22 protein-coding genes are annotated in these 21976 nt (G+C 73.9%); 9 read left to right on the top strand and 13 right to left on the bottom strand.

The annotated features are described in order from the left end of the window. Positions 1-465: 465 nt before the first annotated feature. The gene (locus tag HZS56_RS27270; RefSeq protein WP_216723439.1) at positions 466-2124 is read left to right on the top strand and encodes a catalase; all 1659 of its coding nucleotides are present in this window, start codon (positions 466-468) and stop codon (positions 2122-2124) included. Here the strand turns inward: HZS56_RS27270 and HZS56_RS27265 are convergent. Then, a complete protein-coding gene (locus HZS56_RS27265; RefSeq protein WP_216723438.1) occupies positions 2114-3037 on the bottom strand; it encodes a fructosamine kinase family protein in 924 nt (307 codons plus the stop codon). The genes HZS56_RS27270 and HZS56_RS27265 overlap by 11 nt on opposite strands. Before the next feature lie 112 nt (positions 3038-3149). On the opposite strand from HZS56_RS27265, the gene HZS56_RS27260 reads away from it, so the two are divergent. Further along, a complete protein-coding gene (locus HZS56_RS27260; RefSeq protein ID WP_216723437.1) occupies positions 3150-3473 on the top strand; it encodes a hypothetical protein in 324 nt (107 codons plus the stop codon). Between the two features lie 52 nt (positions 3474-3525). On the opposite strand, the gene HZS56_RS27255 is transcribed toward HZS56_RS27260, so the two are convergent. Further along, positions 3526-4881, bottom strand: a complete 1356-nt coding sequence (locus tag HZS56_RS27255; RefSeq protein ID WP_216723450.1) for an SLC13 family permease — start codon at positions 4879-4881, stop codon at positions 3526-3528. Positions 4882-5115: 234 nt separating this feature from the next. Here HZS56_RS27255 and HZS56_RS27250 point away from each other — a divergent pair, with 234 nt between their 5' ends. Then, positions 5116-5625 (top strand): hypothetical protein, encoded by a 510-nt coding sequence (locus HZS56_RS27250; protein ID WP_216723449.1) that lies wholly within the window; start codon positions 5116-5118, stop codon positions 5623-5625. Positions 5626-6218: 593 nt separating this feature from the next. On the opposite strand, the gene HZS56_RS27245 is transcribed toward HZS56_RS27250, so the two are convergent. Then, positions 6219-7499: an MFS transporter gene (locus tag HZS56_RS27245; RefSeq protein ID WP_308408168.1), complete on the bottom strand. Its 1281-nt coding sequence runs from the start codon at positions 7497-7499 to the stop codon at positions 6219-6221. Between the two features lie 308 nt (positions 7500-7807). Between HZS56_RS27245 and HZS56_RS27240 the strand changes: the two genes are divergently transcribed. Continuing rightward, positions 7808-8815 carry an NAD-dependent epimerase/dehydratase family protein gene (locus tag HZS56_RS27240; RefSeq protein ID WP_216723435.1) on the top strand — a complete coding sequence of 336 codons (1008 nt, stop codon included), beginning with the start codon at positions 7808-7810 and terminating at the stop codon, positions 8813-8815. Positions 8816-8872: 57 nt separating this feature from the next. Here the strand turns inward: HZS56_RS27240 and HZS56_RS27235 are convergent, their stop codons facing one another. The 4 genes from HZS56_RS27235 to HZS56_RS27220 form a co-directional block, all read right to left on the bottom strand. Then, positions 8873-9436 (bottom strand): hemerythrin domain-containing protein, encoded by a 564-nt coding sequence (locus tag HZS56_RS27235; protein ID WP_216723434.1) that lies wholly within the window; start codon positions 9434-9436, stop codon positions 8873-8875. 90 nt (positions 9437-9526) lie between these two features. After that, positions 9527-10048: a DoxX family membrane protein gene (locus tag HZS56_RS27230; RefSeq protein WP_216723433.1), complete on the bottom strand. Its 522-nt coding sequence runs from the start codon at positions 10046-10048 to the stop codon at positions 9527-9529. 146 nt (positions 10049-10194) lie between these two features. Continuing rightward, a complete protein-coding gene (locus HZS56_RS27225; RefSeq protein WP_216723432.1) occupies positions 10195-10689 on the bottom strand; it encodes a hypothetical protein in 495 nt (164 codons plus the stop codon). Then, entirely contained in the window at positions 10686-13175 is a 2490-nt protein-coding gene (locus HZS56_RS27220; RefSeq protein ID WP_216723431.1) for a molybdopterin oxidoreductase family protein, read from the bottom strand. Before HZS56_RS27220 ends, HZS56_RS27225 begins: the two co-directional genes overlap by 4 nt. A 109-nt stretch (positions 13176-13284) precedes the next feature. On the opposite strand from HZS56_RS27220, the gene HZS56_RS27215 reads away from it, so the two are divergent. After that, positions 13285-13923, top strand: a complete 639-nt coding sequence (locus HZS56_RS27215) for a GNAT family N-acetyltransferase (RefSeq protein ID WP_216723430.1) — start codon at positions 13285-13287, stop codon at positions 13921-13923. Between the two features lie 61 nt (positions 13924-13984). Here HZS56_RS27215 and HZS56_RS27210 read toward each other — a convergent pair whose 3' ends face one another. The 3 genes from HZS56_RS27210 to HZS56_RS27200 are packed head-to-tail and all read right to left on the bottom strand — an operon-like array spanning position 13985 to position 15725. After that, positions 13985-14710, bottom strand: coding sequence for a metallophosphoesterase family protein (locus HZS56_RS27210; RefSeq protein WP_216723429.1), 726 nt, complete (start codon positions 14708-14710; stop codon positions 13985-13987). Beyond that, complete coding sequence (locus HZS56_RS27205; RefSeq protein ID WP_216723428.1) at positions 14710-15006, bottom strand: BON domain-containing protein; 297 nt, start codon at positions 15004-15006, stop codon at positions 14710-14712. The genes HZS56_RS27210 and HZS56_RS27205 overlap by 1 nt, the downstream gene beginning before the upstream one ends. Further along, positions 15003-15725, bottom strand: coding sequence for a nucleotidyltransferase domain-containing protein (locus tag HZS56_RS27200; protein WP_216723427.1), 723 nt, complete (start codon positions 15723-15725; stop codon positions 15003-15005). The genes HZS56_RS27205 and HZS56_RS27200 overlap by 4 nt, the downstream gene beginning before the upstream one ends. 345 nt (positions 15726-16070) lie before the next feature. Between HZS56_RS27200 and HZS56_RS27195 the strand changes: the two genes are divergently transcribed. Then, positions 16071-16406 (top strand): hypothetical protein, encoded by a 336-nt coding sequence (locus tag HZS56_RS27195; protein ID WP_253914943.1) that lies wholly within the window; start codon positions 16071-16073, stop codon positions 16404-16406. Positions 16407-16552: 146 nt separating this feature from the next. On the opposite strand, the gene HZS56_RS27190 is transcribed toward HZS56_RS27195, so the two are convergent. Then, positions 16553-17737: a PP2C family protein-serine/threonine phosphatase gene (locus HZS56_RS27190; protein WP_216723426.1), complete on the bottom strand. Its 1185-nt coding sequence runs from the start codon at positions 17735-17737 to the stop codon at positions 16553-16555. Between the two features lie 272 nt (positions 17738-18009). Here HZS56_RS27190 and HZS56_RS27185 point away from each other — a divergent pair, with 272 nt between their 5' ends. Next, the gene (locus HZS56_RS27185) at positions 18010-18423 is read left to right on the top strand and encodes an SRPBCC family protein (RefSeq protein WP_216723425.1); all 414 of its coding nucleotides are present in this window, start codon (positions 18010-18012) and stop codon (positions 18421-18423) included. 96 nt (positions 18424-18519) lie between these two features. Continuing rightward, complete coding sequence (locus HZS56_RS27180; RefSeq protein WP_216723424.1) at positions 18520-19149, top strand: hypothetical protein; 630 nt, start codon at positions 18520-18522, stop codon at positions 19147-19149. 49 nt (positions 19150-19198) lie between these two features. On the opposite strand, the gene HZS56_RS27175 is transcribed toward HZS56_RS27180, so the two are convergent. Together HZS56_RS27175 and HZS56_RS27170 are read right to left on the bottom strand one after the other, a co-directional pair. Continuing rightward, positions 19199-19573 carry a peptidase M23 gene (locus HZS56_RS27175; protein ID WP_216723423.1) on the bottom strand — a complete coding sequence of 125 codons (375 nt, stop codon included), beginning with the start codon at positions 19571-19573 and terminating at the stop codon, positions 19199-19201. A gap of 77 nt (positions 19574-19650) precedes the next feature. Beyond that, positions 19651-20034 (bottom strand): SH3 domain-containing protein, encoded by a 384-nt coding sequence (locus HZS56_RS27170; protein ID WP_216723422.1) that lies wholly within the window; start codon positions 20032-20034, stop codon positions 19651-19653. Positions 20035-20230: 196 nt separating this feature from the next. Here HZS56_RS27170 and HZS56_RS27165 point away from each other — a divergent pair, with 196 nt between their 5' ends. Then, positions 20231-21469, top strand: coding sequence for a cytochrome P450 (locus HZS56_RS27165; RefSeq protein ID WP_216723421.1), 1239 nt, complete (start codon positions 20231-20233; stop codon positions 21467-21469). Positions 21470-21976: the final 507 nt, after the last annotated feature.

The raw sequence follows: 21976 nt of genomic DNA, 5'->3' as shown, positions 1-21976 counted from the left end.
CGCCGCCGTCCAGGGCGGATGCCGGATTCCCCGGGGTGCGGACAGTAGCGTCCCGGTCTGCGGTATCGCGGTCCGGTCTGCGGTCTCCCGGTCCGGTCTCCCGGTCTCCCGGTCTCCTGGCCTCCTGGCCTCCTGGCCTCCTGGCCTCCTGGCCTCCTGGCCTCCTGGCCTCCTGGTCTTCGGGCAGCGGGTACAGGTGTCGTACTTTTCTCACCGCCCGTGCACGGGCGGTCTCCTGCGGTCCGGTGTACGGCGACTCTCCAGCGGCCCGTGCACGGCCGCCGTCCGTAACGGCGGCCGGCTCTTCCCCCGCCGTCCCCCGATCAGTCGCATCCCGGCGCGCCGCCGTCCGGCGGCAGCGGGGAGGCCGTCGAAGTCGGGGTGCCGGTCGGCGGGCCGAGTGGTAGATCGGTGAGTGACCCGTGCCAAAAGCCCGCAAACCGTGAGTCGAAGGAGTGCACGTACATGACGGACGTTTCAGGCCGGGGCCCCGCCCCCGGCGACGACCGCGAGGTGCTCACCAACCGCCAGGGGCATCCCGTCTACGACAACCAGAACCAGCGCACGGTCGGCGACCGCGGGCCCGCCACGCTGGAGAACTACCAGTTCCTGGAGAAGATCAGCCACTTCGACCGCGAGCGCATCCCGGAGCGGGTCGTACACGCACGCGGTGTCACCGCGTACGGCTTCTTCGAGGCGTACGGAGCCTGGGGCGACGAACCGATCGGGCGCTACACCCGGGCCAAGCTGTTCCAGGAGCGCGGCGGACGCACCGACCTCGCCGTCCGGTTCTCCACCGTCATCGGGGGACGCGACTCCTCCGAGGCCGCCCGCGACCCCCGCGGCTTCGCGGTGAAGTTCTACACCGAGGACGGCAACTGGGACCTCGTCGGCAACAACCTGGGCGTCTTCTTCATCCGGGACGCGATCAAGTTCCCCGACGTCATCCACGCGCTGAAGCCGGACCCGGTGACCTTCGAACAGCAGCCCCGGCGCATCTTCGACTTCATGTCGCAGACCCCCGAGTGCATGCACATGCTGGTCAACCTGTTCAGTCCGCGCGGCATCCCGGCGGACTACCGCCACCAGCAGGGCTTCGGAGTGAACACCTACAAGTGGGTCAACGCGGCCGGGGAGACCAGACTCGTCAAGTACCACTGGATGCCCAAGGCCGGCGTGCGCAGCATGACCGAGGAGGACGCGGCCAACGTCCAGGCGGGGGACCTCGGCCACGCCACCAAGGACCTCTACGAGGCCGTTGCGCGCGGCGAGTACCCCGAGTGGGAGCTGCTCGTCCAGCTGATGGACGACCACGACCACCCCGAGCTGGACTTCGACCCGCTCGACGACACCAAGACCTGGCCCGAGCAGGACTTCCCGCCCAGGCCGGTGGGCCGGATGGTGCTCGACCGGATGCCGGAGAACTACTTCGCCGAGAACGAGCAGATCTCGTTCGGCACCGGCGTCCTCGTCGACGGACTGGACTTCTCCGACGACAAGATGCTGGTCGGCCGCACCTTCTCCTACAGCGACACCCAGCGCTACCGCGTCGGGCCCAACTACCTCCAGCTGCCCGTCAACCAGGCCAAGAACACCGAGGCGCGCACCAACCAGCGCGACGGCCAGATGACCTATCACGTGGACGGGGGAGGCGGGAACCCGATCGTCAACTACGAGCCGTCGATCACCGGCGGTCTGCGCGAAGGGGAGTACCCGACGCACGACGAGCAGGGCCCGGAGATCCGGGGCCGCCTCACCCGCAAACGCATCGCGCGCACCAACGACTACCTCCAGGCCGGGCAGCGGTACCTGCTGATGGAGCAGTGGGAGCGCGACGACCTCGTCGACAACTTCGTCGGTCTCCTCTCCCAGTGCGACCGCCCGGTGCAGGAGCGCATGGTGTGGCACTTCCTGCTGGTCGAGAACGACCTCGGGCTGCGGGTCGGTGAAGGCCTCGGCATCGGCCCGCAGGAGGTCGCACACCTGAAGCCGCTGGCGAGCCAGGACCTCACCGACGAGGACCGTGGGCGGCTGGCCAACCTGGGCAAGAACCCGCCGCGCGACGTGACGGGGCTGACGATGACCCACTGCGTCCCCGACGAACGGCACGTGGTCACGCGCTGACGGCCGCCCGCGCCGTTGCGAGGGCCTGCTCGGCGTAGCCGCGGCCGAACAGCACGGCGTGCACCAGCAGCGGGAAGAGCTGGTGCACGCCGACCCGGGCCGCCGAGCCGTCGGCGAGCGGTGCCGTCTCCTCGTAGCCTGCCAGGACGTGCTCCAGGTGCGGGCAGCCGAAGAGGCGCAGCATCGCCAGGTCGGTCTCGCGGTGCCCGCCGTGCGCCGCCGGGTCGATCAGCCGTACGTGACCGTCGGCGCCCCACAGCACGTTGCCGTTCCACAGGTCGCCGTGCAGGCGGGCCGGCGGCTCCGCGGGTCCCGCCAGCTCCGGCAGCCGCTCGCAGACCCGCTCGACGTCGGCCGCCTCGGCCGCCCGGATCGTGCCCGCGTCGACCGCGCCCCGCAGATAGGGCAGCACGCGGTGCTCCGCGTACCAGGACGGCCAGTCGTTCCCGGTGGCGTTGCGCATCGGGGCGGGCCCGATGTACGCGTCCTCGGGGCCGCCGGGCGGCGCGGTGCCGAACGCGGGCGCGCCGGTCGCGTGCAGAGCGGCCAGGCCGCGGCCGAACCGGACGGCCGCCCGTGCGGTCGCCGGTCCCTGCACCACCCGGTCGGTGACCAGCAGCCGCTCGTCGTGGCCGTGCACGGCCGGGATGCCCACCGTCCCCGCGTCGGCCAGCCAGCGCAGTCCGGCTGCCTCGGCGCGCGCGGCACCGGGGCCGTCCGCGGCCTTCACGATCACCGTGCGGCCGTCGTCCAGGTCCACCTCGGTGAGCGCCCCGGACAGCGGGCGCTCACCGGTCACCGGCCTTCCGGTGAACCGGGCCGCGGCGGTGGAGGCGGGTGAGGAGGGCGAGGCGGGTGAAGAGGGTGACGCGGGCGAATCGGGTGAAGAGGGCGAGGAGGCGTTGGTGGGCATGGCATGCAGCGTAGGACCGGGCGGTGACACCGGTGGGCCCGCTGCCGCCGACCCAGTGAATAACGTCCGGTACGCCGAGCGAAGGCTCGGGAAGCGGGGGACCAGTGGGACTATGACCAGTTCAGCATTCCATCGCACCATCGTCCTGCCTGCTCATGTCTGTCAGCAGGCCGCACAGCACCTCGAACAGGCGGTGCACAAGGCCATCGACGGCGCCGCCACGCCCTGGCGCGCGTTCCGCGGGGCCGACGGCGACGACTTCGCGTTCTCGGTTCCGGTCGTCGAGCAGGCCGCGGGCTGTCTGCTGGTCCTGGCCGCCGAGAGCGCCCAGAGCCTGCGTCCCTCCGCGTTGCGCGCCCTGATCACCGTCGCCCTCCATCTGCGCGACGCCGCGGAGGCGGTGCGGCGGCCCGCGGTCCCCAGCGGGGCCTGGTGAGCGTGGGCGGCCGGTGAGCCGCCCGCGCCGTCGGACGCCGGTCAGGCGCCGGTCAGGTCCCGATCATGCGCAGGGCTCCCCACAGGGCCACGGTCGACGCGGCGAGCGTGGTCGGCACCGTGAGCAGACCGAGGAGGGTGAAGCGGCCGAGGCCCACCTCGATGCCGTGCCGGTGCAGGATCCGCCGCCACAGCAGGGTCGCGAGCGAGCCCACGTAGGTCAGGTTGGGACCCAGGTTCACGCCGATCAGCACCGCGAGGACCTGGCCCGGTCCGGCGGGGGCCGCCAGCGGGAGCAGGGCGAGGACGGCCGGCAGGTTGTTGACCACGTTGGCCAGCAGCGCGGCTGACGCCGCCACCCCGAGCAGTGCCGGGAGCGAGTCGCCGTCCGGCAGGAGCCTGCCGAGCCCGTCGGCGGCCGGACCGCTCGCCACGACCGCCTCCACCACGATGCCCAGGGCCAGCACGAACAGGCAGAACAGCGGTGACGCCGCCCCCGCCAGCTCCCGCACGGTGACATGGCGCCGGGACAGTGCCCGCACGCCGAGCACCAGGACCCCGCCGAGTGCCGCCCACGCCGGGTCGAGACCCGCCGGTGAGGCCAGGGCGAAGCCGGCCAGGGTCAGGGCGACCACGACGACGGTGAAGCGTGGGACGGTCGGTGCGGGGGTGGCCGGTGCGTTGGTGGTTGGCGTGGGGGTGGTTGGCATGGGGGTGGTTGGCGTCAGGGTGGCCGGTGCCGTGGTGGCCGGTGCCGTGGTGAGGGAGGCGGTGACGGGGGCGGCCAGGTCTGTGCGGAAGAAGCGGCGGAAGACGGTGTACTCGACGGCGATCGCGGCCAGCCAGGGGAGGGCCATCAGCGCGGCGAACCGGGTGAAGGTCAGGCCGCTGGCCGTGAACGCCAGCAGGTTGGTCAGGTTGGAGACCGGCAGGAGCAGCGAGGCGGAGTTCGACAGGTGCGCCGTCGCGTACACGTGCGGGCGGGCCCTGGCGCCGGCCCGGGCCGCGGTGGCGAGGACCACCGGAGTGAGCAGGACCGCGGTGGCGTCCAGGCTGAGCACGGCCGTCACCGCGCAGGCCACCGCGAACACGCCGGTCAGCAGCCGCCGTGGACTCCCGCCGCAGCGGCGGGCCAGGGCGGCGCCGACGGCCTCGAACAGGCCCTCCTTCGCGCAGAGGAACGCGAGCGTCAGCACCAGGGCGAGGAAGACGACGACCGGTAGCAGGGTGCGGGTCTGCTCCCACGCCTGGTGCGGCGTGACCGCGCCGAGCGCCATGACGAGTACGGCGGCGGGTACGGCCGCGGCCGCCTCCGGCAGGCCCCTGGGGCGCAGTACGGCGAAGGCCAGGACACCCAGCAGCAGGGCGGCGGGGACGGCCTCGGCGAGGACGGCGTTGCTCGGGCTCAGGGTTTCTCCTCCGCACCGGTGGGGCCGGGCAGGCACCCGGTGATCGACGAACGTGGGTCAGGGTCGCACCGTCGGGTAAGCCGGGTAAGAAGGACGGTGCGCGCCGCGCGGTGGGGGGTGTGGCCGAGGCCACGCCCGGGACCTGGGCCGGGCCATGGTCCGCGCCGTGGGGTGGGGGCTACGGTTTTCACGGACCCCGTGTTCCCCACGACCAGCAGTTCGGACGGCTCGGCGGTGCACGCAGATCTCTCCCCCGTCATCGCGGCGACCTCACAGTGGCTGGTCCGCGCCTATCCGGCGTCCGGTGGCGCGCTGGCCTGCGCACTGTGCGAGGTGCAGGCCCGGCAGGCCGTGACGGTCGCGGCGCGGCTGCGGTACCCCACCCCGTTGGACGTCGCCCTGCTGGGGGTGGCGGGGCCCGGGGGCTCGGCCCGGCTCGACGGAATCACCGGCGCGGACGGGGCGGGGTCCGCCGACCGGGGCGAGGACGCCTGGCGGACCTGGGTGGACGAGGTCGTCGCGAGCTGGGCGGTCTGCCTGCTGACCGATCCGGTGCTCGCCGCGTCGGCCGTGGGAGCGTCCGGCGGTACGGCGGCGGAGTTCGGCCGTCTGCTTGCTCCGGACGAGACCGACCTGCGCGCCGCGGTGCTGCTGCGCCACCCCGACCTCGTCGCCGCCGTCGCGGAGCTCCACCACGCGCAGCTCGTGGAGCGGCTCGGCCCCGGGCGGACGCTGGTCGCCTGACAGCGGCTGCTCGTCCGCCTGCGGATGCCTGCGGCGCCTGTGCGGGTTCGGTGGGGGTGCGCGTAGCGCCTTGGGTTTCGTCGTGGGTCGGGCCGCGCCGGGGGGTGTCCGTCCTCGGAACGGCGCGGAATCGGTTGCGTGGAGAGGTGCGGGGCGTTGACGCGCCAACCGCTGCGGGCGAACACCCCCCGACACGTCCCTTCCCGCCGTACGCGTCCGCACCTTCCCGCCCACGGCCGGTGACCCCTTCCCCCGCCGTACGCGGCTGACCCGTGACATGCCCTGGCCGCCCACGGTGCCCCCTCAGCTGCGTCCCACCGCGCCACGCCGCCCAGCTGCGGGCCGCCGCGCCGCGTCGTGCCGCGCCGCTGCGGGCAGTCGTGCCTCCCCCAGTGCCTGAACGGCCTGGGAGGTACCCCCAGGGCGGCACGGGTGGGCGCTGCGGCACCCCGTAAGCGCCGGGCTGCGCGACCCACCCCCGGCCCGCACCCACGCCGGGCGCCATGGCAACGCTGGGTCGCACGCCCAAGGCCCCGCACCCGCGCCGGGCGCCATGGCAACGCCGAGTAAGAAGGCCCGCTCCGGGGGGACCCCTACGCCGCCTCCACCAGTACCGGCGCTCCCGCCCCCGCGGACCTCCGCTCCCGCAGTACATACCCCGCCCCGATCGTCCCCGCGATGATCAGGCCCCCCGCGATGAGCGCCCCTCGTGCACCGGCCAGCTCCATCAGGAGGCCCAGCGCCGGCGGCCCGCCCAGGCCCCACACCGTGCCGATGCTGCCCCACACCCCGAGCACCCTGCCCCGCATGTGCGCGGGCGGGTCGGTCTGGAGTACTGCCGTGCCGGCGGTGTCCGAGACGGACTCCACGACCGCCATCGGCAGCACCATCACCAGCAGCACCGCCAGGGACGGCGACAGCCCTGCCACCACCTGCAGCAGTCCGCCGGCCGCCGCCAGCGCGCCCACGACCTTGACCGAGGGCCTGCGCAGCCGGGCGCCCAGCACCGCGCCGACGATGCCGCCGACCGCCAGCACCGTCGAGACCGTGCCGAACGACCCCGCGCCGCCCGCGAGCGGTCCCGTGACGAGTACCGCCAGGGTCAGCTGGTAGTTGCGTCCGAAGACCGCGCTGACGCCGGTGACACCGGCCAGCGCGAGCAGCCGGGGCCGGCGAGCGAAGAAGGCCAGGCCCTGGCGGACGGTCATGGCGTCGCCGCCGTCGCGGTCCTTCGCGGGCGCCGCCTGCCGGACCGCGCCGCGCGCCGGGCGCAGGAAGGGGATGACCGAGGCCACGAAGAGGAACGACAGCCCGTTGGCGGCGTAGGCGGCGGCCGTGCCGAGGAAGCCGACCGTCACGCCGGCCAGCGCGGCGCCCGTGAGCCGGCCCGCCTGGTGGACCAGCGCCCCGACCCCGATCGCCGAGGGCACGTCCCGCACCGGGACCAGGTCGTTGCCCAGCAGTGAGCAGGCCGGGCCGTCCACGGTGGCGATGATGCCGGTGACGGCGGCCAGCACCATCAGCGAGGTCACGTCGATCCGGTCCAGCGCCACCAGGAGCGCGGTCACGAACGCCACCGCGCCGAGCAGCGCCTGGCTGACCGCCGCGGTCAGTTTGCGGGGCCAGCGGTCCACGGCCGCCCCGCCGAACACGCTGATCAGCAGCGCGGGCGCGGCCTGGACGGACATGGACAGGCCCGTCGCGGCGGCCGAGCCGGTGATCTGCAGGACCAGCAGGTTCTGCACGGTCAGCTGCATCCACGTACCGGCGTTCGACACGAAGTTCGCGACCGACCACCAGCGCATGCTGCGGTAGCGCAGGGACCGCCACGGCGAACGGGACTCGGACGGTGCGGAGGGGGAGGAAGAAGACACGGTGGCGCCACTCGACAACGGGTCGCGGGACCCGGAAGGGGTAGGGGAGGGAGGACCGGCCGCGTTGCGCGGTCTCCCGGGGCCGGGGAAACGGCGCCGACCATCGTGGCAGAAGGGACCGGCGAGTCGTGGCCGGCCGGCCTTGGCCGAGGAGGGGTGCTCGGTCCAATCTGCGGGGACCGGGGCGTACTTGGCCCGGCGAGTGTGGTTGATCACAGGGGGCGGTGCGCCTCCGGGTATGCAAACGGCCCGGTGGGGCACTCGGGGCTGGCTCGTCAGCGCTTCGCCGAGGGAGAAAGGTCGTCCTCATGATGCCGACGGCGGCGTTCGGCCCGGGGGGAGACGCCCGTCCGCCCTGGGCCCGGGCCCTGGTGACCGGCGGTGCCGGGTTCCTGGGCTCCCACCTGTGCACCCGCCTGCTCGACGCGGGCGTGGAGACCGACTGCGTCGACGACCTGTCCACCGGGCGGGCCGAGAAGGTGGCCCATCTGGCGGGCCGGCCCGGCTTCCGCTTCCTCGAACGGGACATCGCCGAACCGGGCTGCTCCGAGGCACTCACCGGCCCCTACGACCTGGTCCTGCACCTCGCGGGACCCGCGTCGCCCACCGCGCCCTCGGACCGGGCCGTGCGGATCCTCGACGCGGCCAGTCTCGGCACCCGCGCGGCGCTGTCGGTCGCCGGACGGGACGGCGCCCGCTTCCTGCTCGCCTCCTCACCGCCCGCGGACCCCCGCGCGGGCGACGCCGACCCGGTCGGCGCGCACAGTGCCTGCGCGGAGGCCGTCAGATTCTCCGAGGCCCTGGTCGCCGCGCATGCGGGAGCCCACGGCTCGAACGCCGGCATCGTACGGCTGTTCACCGGCTACGGGCCCGGTATGCGCACGGACGGCGGGGACGCGCCGGGCGTCTTCATCGAGCAGGCCCTGGCCGGGCGGCCGGTCGTCGTCGCCGGGGACGGGAGCAGGACGCACACCCTGTGCTACGTCGACGACATGGTGGACGGTGTGCTGCTGGTCGCCGCCGGGCGGTCGGTACGGCCCGTGGACATCGGGGGCGACGAGGAGCCCACGGTCGGGGAGATCGCCCGGCGGGTGATCGACCTGGTGGGCTCCGACTCACCACTGGCCTTCGTCGACGGGCGGGACGAGCCGCCCCGCGGTGCGCGGCCGGTCACCGGCTTCGCCCGCGAGATCTTCGGCTGGCTGCCCGGTGTGGGCTGGCGGGACGGTCTGGAGCGTACGGTCGTGGCCTTCCGCGGGCCGGACGATCCGCTTCCCACGGTGGTGAGCGGGCGTACGGCGCAGCGGTGGGAGTGAGGGAGTGAGAAGAGGCCGGCAGCCACTGCTGCCGGCCTCTTCTCGGTCACGCACGGGTCAGTCCGGTTTGCCGCGGCCCGAGAACGTGTCCCGGAGCCGGTCGACCATGCCCGCGCCGGGGGCGAGGAGCTTGTTCATCGGGGGCTTGTCCGGGGTGGCCGGGTGGGGCCGCGTCGGTGCCGTCCTCTTCGCCTGGCGGACCTTCTCGCCCAGCCGGTCCAGGGACTCGGCGGGGCAGGCCTCGCGCAGCCTCGGGAAGAGGTTGCCCTCCTCGTCGGCCACGTGCTCGCGGATCTCGCTCATCAGCGCGCCGACCAGCCGGTCGAACTCGGCGTCGTCCGCCGTGAGGCCTTCCAGATCCTTCATGATCCGCTCGGCCTCGGCGTGGTCCTCCAGCTCCTTGTCGGCGATGGCGCCGCCGTTCGCCACGTGCTCGCGGACGGCCGGGTAGAGATACGCCTCCTCCGCCACCGAATGCCGGACCAGTTCGATCGTGGCCTGATCGGCGTACAGCTTGCGGTCCTTGTGGCCGGGCGGCAGCGCCTCGATCCTGCCGAAGAGCTCGTCGACCTCACGGTGATCGGTCGTCAGCTCGTCGATGACGTTTCCTCCGTGTCCCATGACTCACCTCCGGTACGGGTCGTGGCGGTCGCGGGACCGGTGTCCGCCACGGCCCCCCGGGTCCCCGCGCCGGGAGGGCCAACACCTGGTTCAGGCGCCGAGCTTGGCCCGGACGCCGCCCGCCTTCGCCGTGGCCCGGACGGACCGGCGCACCAGGTGCGCGTCGTGCCGCAGGCCGTGCGCGGCGTGCCGGCTGCGCCACCACCACGAGGGGCGGCCACCGGTGTCGTCGGCGGCGATCAGCAGCCCGCCCATCATGGACAGGTTCTTCAGGAAGTGGATGCGCTGCTGCGCCCGCTCGGAGGGGTCCTCCGCCTCCCAGTACCGGTGCGCCGCCAGGGTGGTGGGGACCAGTGTCGCCGCCAGGGCCAGCGCGGCCGTCCGCGGGCAGCGGCCGAGCCCGAGCATGAGCCCGCCCAGCACGTGGACGGCGCCGTTGAGCCGTACGAGGTGCTCCGTGCGGTCCGGCAGCAGCGTGACGCGCTCGGTCACCGGCCGCACGATCGGCTCGGCGGCCGGCGCCACGTCGGCCGGCCTGCGCAGGGAGTGCAGGCCGCCCGCCAGGAACATCGAGGCGAGCAGGGGACGGCCGGCCGTACGCAGAAGACTCATGACGCTGTCTCGCTCTCGGGAGAGGTCTCGAAGTTCGGTGTGCGGTGTTCCAGTGGGATCATCCGGGGTTCGGGTGGGTGGGCGCCATTCGGCGGTCCGGGGGCGGTGTCCGTCACCGGTGCCGGTTCGTTCGTCCTCCGCGCAGGTCAGAGACTCGTGAGGATCTGCGGCGAGAGGTTCTTGATCATGGTGTTGGTCCAGCGCATCTGGCGCAGCGTCTGCGGGTGGCAGCCGGAGGCGAGGCGGAGCAGTTCGGTGTCCCTGGACGCCTGCGCCGCCTGCGCCAGCATCTCCCAGTGCAGTGAGTTCTCCGCGGCGGCGACATGCAGTTCCCGCAGGTCGCGCAGGAGGAGGAGGCCTGGTTCGGGGCGGTGCACCACGGCCTCCGACGCCTTCTTGCGCAGGGTCGCGAAGACGCCGTCGGAGGCGTCGTGTTCCGACGGGCCGCTCAGGCGTACGTCGTGATGTGCGGCCACCTCGGCCAGCCGGCGGACGTGCTCGCGCGACCAGCCGGCGAGGTCGGTGGCGACGTGGTGCACCTCGTGCTCGGTGCGGTGCCGCTCGGCCGCCGTCACCAGGTCGTGGGCCAGGTGCCGTTCGCCGCGGTGCAGGACGCGCAGGGTGAGGGTGATGCCGTTCACCGGGCGCCCTCCTCGTGGGCGTGCGGGAACTCGGCGGGCCGTTGCGTCGCGCGGGCTCCCGGTCCGCCGGTGGTCGGGCGCGCGGCGCCGGCCGGGACCGGTGCCGACGCGGTGGTGGTCGGGGCGGGGGACGGGGTGCCGTCGTCGCGCTCGACGAGGGTGAGGGCGGCCGTGGAGGTCTTGAACAGCGGCTGTTTGGAGGCCGGGTCCCAGTCGGTGATCGTGGTCTCGTTCGCCGCCCGTCCGGCGTTGTCCCGGGCCGGGCCGCAGCCGCCCTCGGTGTCCCAGTAGCCGTAGTGGAAGGGCACGAAGAGCAGACCGGGCCGGATGCCGGTCACGCGCAGCCGGCCGCGCAGCGAGCCGCGCCTGCTGCTCACCTCGACCAGGTCGCCCTCGGCCAGACCCAGCCGGTCCGCGTCCGGGGCGGCCACCTCCACCCACACGTCCGGGGCTGCACCGTTGAGCTGGGGCGCCCGGCCCGTCTTCGTACGGGTGTGGAAGTGGTAGAGCGTGCGGCCCGTGGTCAGCTGGAAGGGGTACTCGTCGTCCGGCTCCTCGTGCGGGGGCACATAGGCGGCCGCCTTGATCATCGCCCTGCCGTCCGGGTTGAGCGAGCGGTACTCGACGACCTCCTGCGAGGCACCGGTCTCCAGGTCCTTGCCGTAGCTCTCGCACAGATCGGGGTGGGCCCACGCGAAGCCCTCCGTGTAGAGCCGGGCGGTGCCCTCGGGGGCCCGTTCGTCGCAGGGCCACTGGATCCCGCTGGTCTCCTGGAGCTTGGCGTAGGACAGACCGGTGTAGTCGCAGGGGCGGCCCGCGCTGCACCGTTTCCAGGCCTCGAACGCCGACTCGGGGTCGTGCCAGCCGACCAGCGGGCCGCCGTCCTTGTCCCGGAAGTCCATGCGCCGGGCGTAGTCCAGGAAGATGTCCAGGTCGGACCTGGCCTCGCCGGGCGGGTCCACCGCCTTCCTGGACAGGTGCACCGTGCGGTCCGCGTTGGTGAGCGCGCCGGTCTTCTCGCCCCAGGTCGCGGCGGGCAGCACCACGTCGGCCAGCTGCGCGGTCTCCGTGAGGAAGATGTCCTGCACCACCGTGAACAGCCGCTCCTGGCTCAGGAGCGCGCGGACGCGGGCCAGTTCGGGCAGCGAGACCGCCGGGTTGGTGCCGCTGATCCACAGCATCCGGATCGAGCCCTGCTCGGCGTACCGGAACATCTGCATCGCGTGGGTGGGCGGCGCGTAGTGCGGGACGGTCTCCGGCTCCACGTTCCAGATCCTGGCGAGGTCGGTGACGTGGGAGTCGTTCTGCCAGTTGCGGAAGCCCGGCAGGTCGCCGTTGGCGCCGCACTCGCGGGTGTTCTGGGCGGTGGGCTGCCCGTTCATCTGCAGGACGCCCGCTCCCGGTCGGCCCAGCATGCCGCGGATCAGGTGCAGGTTGTTGACCTGCACGGCGGCGGCCGTCGCCTGGTGGGACTGGTAGACGCCCTGGAGGACGGTGGAGAGCAGCGCGTCGGTGGTGCCGACGAGTTCGGCCGCCTCCTCGATGCGCGCGGCGGGCAGGTCGCAGATGTCCGCCGCCCACTTGGGCGTGCAGTCGGCGACCCGGGCGGCCAGCTCGTCGAAGCCGACGGTGTGCGCCCCGATGTAGTCGCGGTCGATCCGCTCGTACCGGATCGTCTCGTGCAGCAGCGCGTTGAGCAGGGCGACGTTGGTGCTGCTGCGGGGCGCGAGGTGTACGGCGGCGTGCTCGGCGACGTGGGTGGGGCGGGGGTCCACGCACAGCAGCCGCGGCGGGTCGGCCCCCTCCAGCCGGTCGAGCAGCCGCATCCACTGCACGGGCTGCGTCTCGGCGACGTTGTGCCCGAACAGGGCGATCACGTCGGCGTGGTCGAAGTCGTCGTAGCTGCCGGGCTGTCCGTCGCAGCCGAACGTCTCCTTCAGCGCCTCGGCGGCCGTCGACGTGCACAGGCGGGTGTTGCCGTCGAGGTGGTTGGTGCCGATGCCGGCCCGGGCGAGGACCGTGAGCGTGTAGTACTCCTCAAGGAACAGCTGCCCGGAGGTGTAGAAGCCGATCGAGCCCGGGCCCCGCTCGTCGAGCAGGTCGCGGGAGCGGGCGGCCACCAGGTCCATCGCGGTGTCCCAGTCCGTCTCCACCAGCTGCCCGCCGCGCCGCACCAGCGGCCGGGTCAGCCGGTCCCGCGAGGAGTTGGCCTGCCAGCCGTACAGGTCCTTCGGGCCCAGGCGGCCCCGGTTGACCCGGTCCACGTCCCGGCCCCGCACGCCCACCATCCGGCCGTCGGCCACCGCGATGTCCATGGCGTCGCCGTCGGAGTGCAGGATCGACGCCGACTGCACCCACCGGTCGACGGACCCCGGCCGCACCCCGTCCGCGAGGAACGTGTCCACCCGCGCCGGCCAGGCCGCGCCGCGCCGGTAGGGCGTCCTGCCGCCCCACGGCCGCGCGATCCGGTCCTCGGAATCCTCCATCACCGGCCTCCCGCCGACGTCCGCCACAGTGCCGGGCGCCGGGTACCCGGGGCCCGGCGATCGAAGCGAACCACTTGTGGGAGCGCTCCCAAAGGGCAAGGATGCCGAGGTGAAACCGACTGCCTTCGTACGCCCTTACCGACCCGCCGACGCGGAAGCGCTCGACGACATCTGCATCCGCACCGCGCACAACGGCCGGGACAGCCGGCCCGTGTACGCCGACCCCTCGGTCCTGCCGGCCGTCTTCGCCGCTCCCTACGTCCGGCTGGACCCGGACCTCGCCTTCGTGCTGGACGACGGGAGCGGCCGCGCGGTCGGCTACGTCCTCGGCACCGCCGACACCCCGCGCTTCGCCGAGGAGTTCCGCACCGAGTGGCTGCCCCGCGTGGCGGACCGCTACCCGGCGCCGCAGGGCCCGCCCGGCAACCCGGACGAGGCGATGGCCGCACTGCTGCACGACCCCGAGCGGATGGTCGTCCCCGAACTGGCCGGTCATCCCGCCCACCTCCACATCGACCTGCTGCCCGGCCATCAGGGCCGCGGACACGGCCGGGCCCTGATGCGGGCCTTCTGGCGGGCGCTGCGGGAGCGCGGCGTACCGGCCGTCCACCTCGTCATGGCGACGGCCAACACCCCGGCCAGGGCCTTCTACGACCGGCTGGGCTTCCACGAGATCCCGGTGGCGGGCCTGGACCCCGCGGACGTCGTCTGCCTCGGACGGACGACCGAGGACCCGGAAGGTTCCTGACTGCGCGGCGGCTTGGGCGGGGGAGTGGGGGTGTCCGGTATCAGAAGGTGTTCAGCCGGTATCACGGGGCGTTCAGCCCGTAGACGTTGAAGGCCCGGCGGATGACCGGCTGGGCCACGTTGCGCACTCGCACCCCGCCCGCCGTCATGCCGTGCTCCGAGCCGAGGTGGGCGTGGCCGTGGACGGCGAGGTCGGCGCCGGCCGTGTCGATCGCCTCGGCCAGCAGGTAGCTGCCGAGGAAGGGGTGGATCTCCAGCGGCTCCCCGGCGAGTGTGTCGGCGACGGGGGAGAAGTGGGTGAGGGCCACCCGCGCCGCGCAGTCCTGCCCGGCCAGCTCCTCCAGCGACGTACGCAGGCTGTCCGCCGAGCGGCGGGTGGTGCGGACGAACTCCTTCATCAGCGGCTCGCCGAACTCCCCGGCGCTGCGGCCGACGAAGCCGCCGCCGAAGCCCTTGGCCCCGGCGATCCCCACCCGGGCCCCGGCGCACTCCACGACCGTCCCCTCGCCCTCCAGGACGGTCACGCCGACGTCGCGCAGGAGGTCGGCGACCTTCTCGGGCTGCTCGTCGTGGTGGTCGTGGTTGCCGAGGACCGCCACCACCGGCACCGGCAGGCCGTGCACCTCCCGTGCGACCACCTCCGCCTCCTGGGGGGTGCCGTGCCGGGTGAGGTCCCCGGCGAGCAGCAGCAGGTCCGCGCAGTCGGAGAGGGTGTCGAAGGCGGGCCGGAGCAGTCCCCGGCTGTCGGCCCCCATGTGGATGTCCCCGACGGCGGCCACGCGGATCATCACAGCTCCTCGGCACGGTCGGGGCCGGTCGTCTCCGCCAGCACGACGTCGGTGCGCACGGTGAGCCCGGCCAGCTCCTCGTGGGCGATCCGCAGCAGGGTCTCGCGGCACTGCGCCGACGGCACCGTGCCGGTGAGCACGACGGCGCCGGCCCGGATCTCGGCGCGTACGCCCAGCTCGCCCAGTTCCTCCGCGGCGAGCCGGTCGTGCAGGTGGGCGACGCGGTACTCGACGTTCTCGGACGCCGGTGCCGGGTCGTGGGCCGCGGGGCCGCGGTGGGTGACGGGGTCACTCATGGCCGGTCCTCCTTCGCGGGGGCGACGGGCGGGAGGGGCGGGTCCCCGTCAGGCGGGATGATGTCCAGCCGTTCGAGGACGAAGAAGAACGCGGCGGGCATCGGTGCGTCGCCGCAGTCCCGGCGCAGCGCGGCCCAGTCGATCTTCTCGCGCAGCGTGCGGGCGATCGGCAGCACCGCCCCGAAGTCGCAGTGGTGCTCGGAGAAGGCCGCCAGCAGCCCGCGCAGCAGGTCGGTCGGTGCGAGGACCGGCATGAGCACCGAGTCGACCGGCAGGTCCTCGGCCCGTGCCAGCAGCCGGGACGTCACCGGCTCGTGCGCCAGCTCGAAGATCAGGTCGACCTGCTGCCCCAGGCAGTCCGCCTTCAGCAGCCAGTCCTCGGGCGGGGTGTACACCGTGAGACCGGCCCGCCGCAGGGTCGCGGCGACGGCCTCCGCGTCGTCCGGGCGGATGCAGAAGTCGACGTCGTGCTGGAGGTTCTGGGTGCCGCCGTGCGCGTACACGGCGACGCTGCCGGCCAGCGCGAACGGGTGCTCCGCCTTCTTGAGGGTCGAACCCACCTGCTTCGCGGCCTGCAGGATCGCCTGGTTGCGGTCGAGGGGCAGGTCCTCGTGGGCCGCGGCGTTCCGGGGAACGGGCTCGCCGTCGCCCGTCGCCGGACGCAGTTCGGACACCCCGGCGTGCCGGTCGAGGCCGTGACCGTCGGCGGGCTGCTTCATCGCCGTCCCCTTTCCGGATTCCGGTGTCCCGCGTCCCGCGCCCCATGCCTGCGCCCGGTGCCGGGCCCGTCGTCGGCGGTGGATCGTGGCCGGGTCCGGCGGTGCCCGGGGACACGCGGGTACCCGACGCTCCCGGACCGACACGGGGCCGTACGAGGCCGGAAGGACGGCCGGTACGAGGCCGGGGAGGGTCGGGGGAAGCGTCGGGAGCGCCGAAAAGCGCCGGGAAGCGTAGGGAAGAGGGCCGTACGGCGGGCGGGTGCCTTCCCGCGGGCCTGCTGGATCGGGGAGTCCCTGGTGAACATGAGGGGGGAGAGTCCGCGGGGGACGGGGAACCCGGCCGGTATGAGCGACGAGCGGATGCGGGCGATGCGGGCCGCGCGGGCGGGAGCCGCCCGGGAAGCCGAGGATCGCGGGACCGTGGCACGGCTGGTGGCGGCGTGGCTGGAGGAGACCGGGCGGCACGACGCCGACGCGGCCCGTGAGGCCCGTACGGGCTGGGAGCGCGGCGCACTGTCCGAGCGGGCCGCCCAGGACCTGGCCACCTGGGTGACGGCCCGGGTCACCGACACGGGTTTCACCGAGGACGAAGGGCCCTACGTGCCGGGAGAGGTCCGGATCACGCCCTCCGACAAGGACACCGTGCACGCCTGGTTGCGTGCACGCGGGCACGAGGTCTGAGGCAGCGGTCGGGCGGGGCCGGCCGTCCGCAGCCGGGGGCGGTGATGCCGCGGTGCACCGGCCGCACCGCGCCGGACGGCGGGCGGGGAGGGACGCGGAGGGAAGGGGGGCGGTGCGTGGCCGTTCGCAGGGGGACCGTGCGGCCGTCAGCCGGGAGGCGGTCGCCACTCGAACATCAGGAGCGTCGCGTCGTCCCGCAACCGGCCGTCCTCGTGCATGGCCAGGATCGAATGGATCAGCCGGCGCAGCGACTCCGGCGCCAGCTCGCCGCCGGCCGTGGCCCGGATGACGTAGTCCGCGAACCGTTCGAGCCCCAGCAGCTTGGCCTCCCGGGTCCGCGCCTCCACGACCCCGTCGGTGTACAGCAGCACCCGGTCCCCGGGCTCCAGCGCGATCTCGTGCGTCCGGCGCGGTGTGGAGGTGAGCAGGGAGGGCAGTCCCATGGGCGGGTCGGTGTCCCGTTCCATGGCGTCCATGATCAGCCGCTGGTCGCGGATGAGGAGGGGCGCGGGGTGACCGCAGTTGGTCCAGCGCAGTACCCCGGCCGCCAGGTCCAGCTGGGCGACGACCGCCGTGCAGAACTGGTCCGGCAGCCAGCGGGAGAGCGCCTCGTCCACCTCCCCGACGAGTTCGGGGAGGTCGGCCCCGGTCCGCCGGGCGTTGCGGCAGGCCGCCAGGGCGACGGCGCTGGTGAGTCCCGAGGCCAGGTCGTGCCCCATGGCGTCCATGACCGCCATGTGCAGCGTCGTCTCGGTGAGCGAGTGGTCGAAGGCGTCGCCGCCGATCTCGTAGGCGGGCTCCAGCACGGCCGTCGACACGACGTGGGCGTTGCCGATGGTCCGCGGCGGCAGGAACGCCCGGAGCATCTCGGCGGGCAGCTGCATCCGCTCGGTCCGGGTGCGCCGGACGAAGGAGTCCTCGTAGGCACGCTTGGACGTGATCATCATGGCGATCAGTGAGGCGAGCGCCCGGCCGCGGGCCAGCGAGGCCGCCGTCAGGGACGTCTCGTTCACGGCCAGCACCCCGAGCCGTTCCGCCCCGTCCAGCAGGGGGAACCAGGCGGTGATGCCGTCGCCCCCGGACTCCTCCACCCGCAGCGCCTGCGTGCGGTAGGCCCAGCCCGCCAGGGAGCCGTCGACCGGGACCGGCGGCGCCACGTCCGTCTGCGGCACGAGGCGTCGCTGCTGCAGGTCGACCAGGTAGACGACGGCGTCCCGCAGGCCGAGGGCCCCGGCACAGCGGGCCACGGCCGTGGAAAGGTCCAGGGTCAGATGCTCCGGATCGGCGAGGAACTCCCACAGCGCAGTGTCGCCCGGCTCCGGCGTGGACACCCCGTCTCCTCTCGTCGGGCTCCCCCGGCGGCGGGGACGTCGCTGCAGAAGTCTGGCACCGCAGGGCCCGTCCCGCCCGTCGGGCGGATCGTTCGTGGCGCGCTTCGGACGGGCGGAGCGGGGCACGCGTCACGTCGTACGAGCGTGACGCACGGCCGTGACCGCGATCGCCGAGTACGGCCCCGACGTGACGTACGTCCACGACCGTGGCCGCGAAGCACCACCCGCCTTCGCCCCGGCACACGGTCCCGATCGCCGAGGAGTGGTGCCGCATGACCGAGTACGAGCGTTCCCGCACCATGCCCGCCCAGCCCGAGCAGGTCTTCGACCAGGCCGCGAACGTCGGCCAGCTGGACACCTGGCTGCCCGGGGACCTGCACGTCGAACCTGAGGAGCCGCCCGCGGTCACCGTGCACGAGGACCGCACCGACCACGACACCTCCGCGCTGCTCAGCTCCCGGCCCGAGCAGATGCGGCTGGAGTGGGGGACCCGGGAGAACGGCGCCTACGCCGGCTGGCTGCAGGTCGCCGGCCTCGACAGCGGGGCCAGCGAGGTGACGGTGCACCTGTCGTTCCTCGACGAGAGCCACGACCCGGGGCGGTCCACGGTGGCCGACGCCCTCGACGGCAGCCTGCGGCGGCTGGAGGAGCAGGTGCGGATGCGCACCGACAACGCGGCGGGGTGACCGGGGCAACCCATGGCGGTCGTGCCGGGTCGTACAGGGAAAGCCGTACCGGCCCGGCATCGCGCCGACGGCCGACACGACCGACGTGGGGGAGACATGACTGTCCGTGCCCGAGTCCGTTCCCGAGCGCTCCTGGCCGCCGTGACCGCCCTGGCGGCCGGTGCCGCGGTCGCCGTGACCACCGGCCCGGCGGCCGCGGCGGCGCCGCGCTCCGGCCCGCCCGCCTTCCTGGATCCGGCCGAACTGCCGCCGCACGCCTCCTCGGACTGGTACGCCGGACCGGTCACCGCCGGGCAGCCGGACCCGCTGCCGCTGTGCGTGGGCGAGGCGCTGCCCTCCCTCACCTCCCACCGCAGGTACTGGACCGAGATGGACGCCGGCGCCCTCCAGGTCACCGTCGTCGAGCGCAGCACCCCGCGCGCCCGGGAGCTCGCGGCGCTGCTGCGCGCGGACCTGGCCGACTGCGCGCGCCGGATCGCGGAGCAGCACCCCGACGTCACCGCCACGCAGAAGGACTACGGCTCACTGGACGTGGAGGAGGGCGCCCACGTCTACGGCGTCCACACGGTCGCCGAATGGGGCGCCTCGGACATCAACCTGCTCTCGGTCGGCCGGGACGACAGGGCCGTCACCGTCGTCCAGTGGGGCCAGATGGGTACCTTCGAGCACGCGCAGGTGGCCGACTTCCGGCGGACCACGGTCACGGCCGTGGACAAGCTGTACTGAACGCGAAGGGGCGGGCCGGAGACCGGCCCGCCCGTTTCCCTCGCGCGCGTCAGCAGTCCGGGACGCCCGCGATCTTCTCGCCGCCCCGCAGGTACAGGTTGTTGACCCAGGCGATGTCGCTGCCCGAGAACTCCTGCACGGCCGTCCACCAGCTGTTGCCGCCGACGGCCGGGTCGTTCACGTACTGCCCCTTCTTCTGGCAGACCGCGTCCAGCCAGTAGGTGGAGCGGACGGCCAGCACGTTGGAGTCGGTGGTGGGCTGCTGACGGAGGTTGACGTCCGTCGCCCAGATGTAGACGTCGGTCAGGGACGGGTCGCCGCCGCTCGGCGCGGCCTCCGCCGCCTGGGCCGTGGTGGCGAGCCCGCCGACGGCGAGCGCGGCCGCGGCCAGCGCGGTGACGGAGTGTCGCATCAGTCGCTTCATGTGTCGTTCCCCCATGTGTGTGCGGTGACCGGCCGCAGCGGCCGGCCGATACGGTCCGGCCGACGGCCGGATCCGGGTCAGCAGCGCGCCGAGGCGGGCAGGTCGCCGTACTCGTTCCCCTTGAGGTAGACGGCGCTGACGTAGCCCTCGACGAGCTTCACCCAGACGTTGTTGGTGTAGCCGTGGTCGCTGATGGTCTCGCCATGGGTCCAGCAGTACGCCCCGCGCGGCTGACCGGCCGCGACCGAGCCGACCTTGGAGTAGGAGCGGGCCGGCCCGGAACGGACGTTGACGGTCTCGTACGGCTCGACGGCGTACGGTGCGGCCAGCACCCGGTCGGCGCCACGGGCGTCCCCGGAGGCGGTGGGGGCGGCGGAGGCGGTCGTCGCGGCGAGCGGGCCGAGCAGCGCCAGCGCACCGGCCCCGACGAGGGCGACCCGGGTGATCGGGCGAACGGTCATGTGTGATTCCCCCATGTGTCGATGTGCCACCGGCTGTTCCCGTGCGCCGCCGGGCGGCACCCCTGCTGTGCACTCAGCACTCTAGGGACGGCCGGCGCACAGGTGTCCCTGACAAATGTCAGGGCGCGGCCGGACCCCGCCGCCCGTCCGAGCGCGCGGCGGGTGTCCGTCCGCCGCCCCGGGGCACCCACCCGCCATGGACGCAACCCGCCCGCTGGCCGACCGCACCCTGCCCCTGCTCGTCGAGGGCTACGCCTGGCTGCCCAACCGCATGCGCGAGAGCGCCGGCCACGTGGTGCGCACCCGGCTGCTGGGCAAGCCCGCGCTGGCCGTACGCGGCCCGGCTGCCGTGCGCCTCTTCTACGACGAGACGCATGTGCACCGCCACGGCGCGCTCCCCGCGCCCGTGCTGGACACCCTGTTCGGGCAGGGCGCCGTCCACACCCTCGACGCGGACGCCCACCGGGCCCGCAAGGAACTGTTCCTGCCGCTGCTGGCCGCCGACCGGGTCGCCGCGCTCACCGGACACGTCGAGGCCGCCTGGGACGAGGCCGTGCGCACCTGGAGCGACCGCGACCGCGTGGTGCTGTTCGACGAGGCGGGCCTGGTGCTCACCCGCGCGGTCGGCACCTGGGCGGGACTCCCGCCGGACGCCTGCGACGCGGAGCGGCTCGCGCGGGACCTCGTCGCGATGGTCGACGGTTTCGCCACCGCCGGGCCGCGTCATCTGCGGGCCCGTCGTGCCCGCGCCCGGCAGGAGGATCGGATGGCCCGGCTGATCGAGGACGTCCGGTCGGGCACGGTCACCGCGCCCGCGGAGTCGGTGCTGGAACGGGTCGCCGCCCACCGCGACACGCCCGACGGCCCGCTGGACTCCCGGACCGCGGCCGTGGAACTCCTCAACGTCCTGCGCCCCACCGCCGCCGTGAGCTGGTTCGTGGCCTTCGCCGCGCACGCCCTGCACCGGTGGCCGGCGTGCCGGGAGCGACTGCGCGCGGGCGACCGGGCCTTCGCCACGGCGTTCGCGCACGAGGTCCGCCGCTTCTACCCGTTCGCCCCGTTCCTCGGCGGCCTCGCCGTCAGGGACCTGACCTGGCACGGCGAGTCCGTCCCGGCAGGCGGGATGCTGCTGCTCGACGTCTACGGCCAGAACCACGACGAGGAGCTCTGGGGAGACCCGTACGCCTTCAGGCCCGAGCGGTTCCTGGAGCGCCCCGCCGACCCCGACGAGCTGATCCCGCAGGGCGGCGGCGACCCCGCCGGGGGCCACCGCTGCCCCGGCGAGCGCGTGACCGTGGGCCTGCTGGAGTCGCTGGCGCTGCGGCTGGCCCGCCTGGAGTACGCCGTACCCCCGCAGGACCTGCGGATCCCCCTGCACCGTGTGCCGACCCGTCCGCGCAGCGGCTTCGCCGTCACCGGCGTACGCGGTTCATGAGGGGGCGCCGGGACATGACCCGCCCTCGCACCGCCCACCACCTCGGTACAGCCGGTTGGCCGACCGTTTGCAGCCCTGCGGGTGGGCGGCGGCCCCGGGCGGGCGAAGCGGCCGTCACCCGAATGGACCCCGACCGCTACTGATCGCCGCCCAACCGGTGTCTCCTGGAGGGTGTCAGCGGCGTCCAGGCTGGGAGGCCGAACATGTACGAAATGTGCGTGGGCCCGGAGAAGGCGGGCGGAGCGTTGGTGTGGCACGTGTTGGCCAAACAGGCCGCGGCCACCCTGTGCGGACAGCAGCTCCGTGAACGTATCGAGGCATCCGACGGTGAACGGGCGCGACACTGCCCGGACTGCATGGCTTCCTTCGAGAAGCTGATGGCGACGACACCGTGCTGACGACCCGTCCGCGAACCGTCCGCCCCCCCCCCCCGGGGGGGGGGGGGGGGGGGGGGGGGGGGGGGGGGGGGGGGGGGGGGGGGGGGGGGGGGGGGGGGGGGGGGGGGGG

The sequence above is a fragment of the Streptomyces mayonensis genome, from assembly GCF_018982965.1.
GTDB classification, from domain to species: Bacteria; Actinomycetota; Actinomycetes; order Streptomycetales; family Streptomycetaceae; genus Streptomyces; species Streptomyces mayonensis.
The sequence above is the reverse complement of the archived record's forward strand: the minus strand, read 5'-3'. Positions and strand labels throughout refer to the sequence as shown.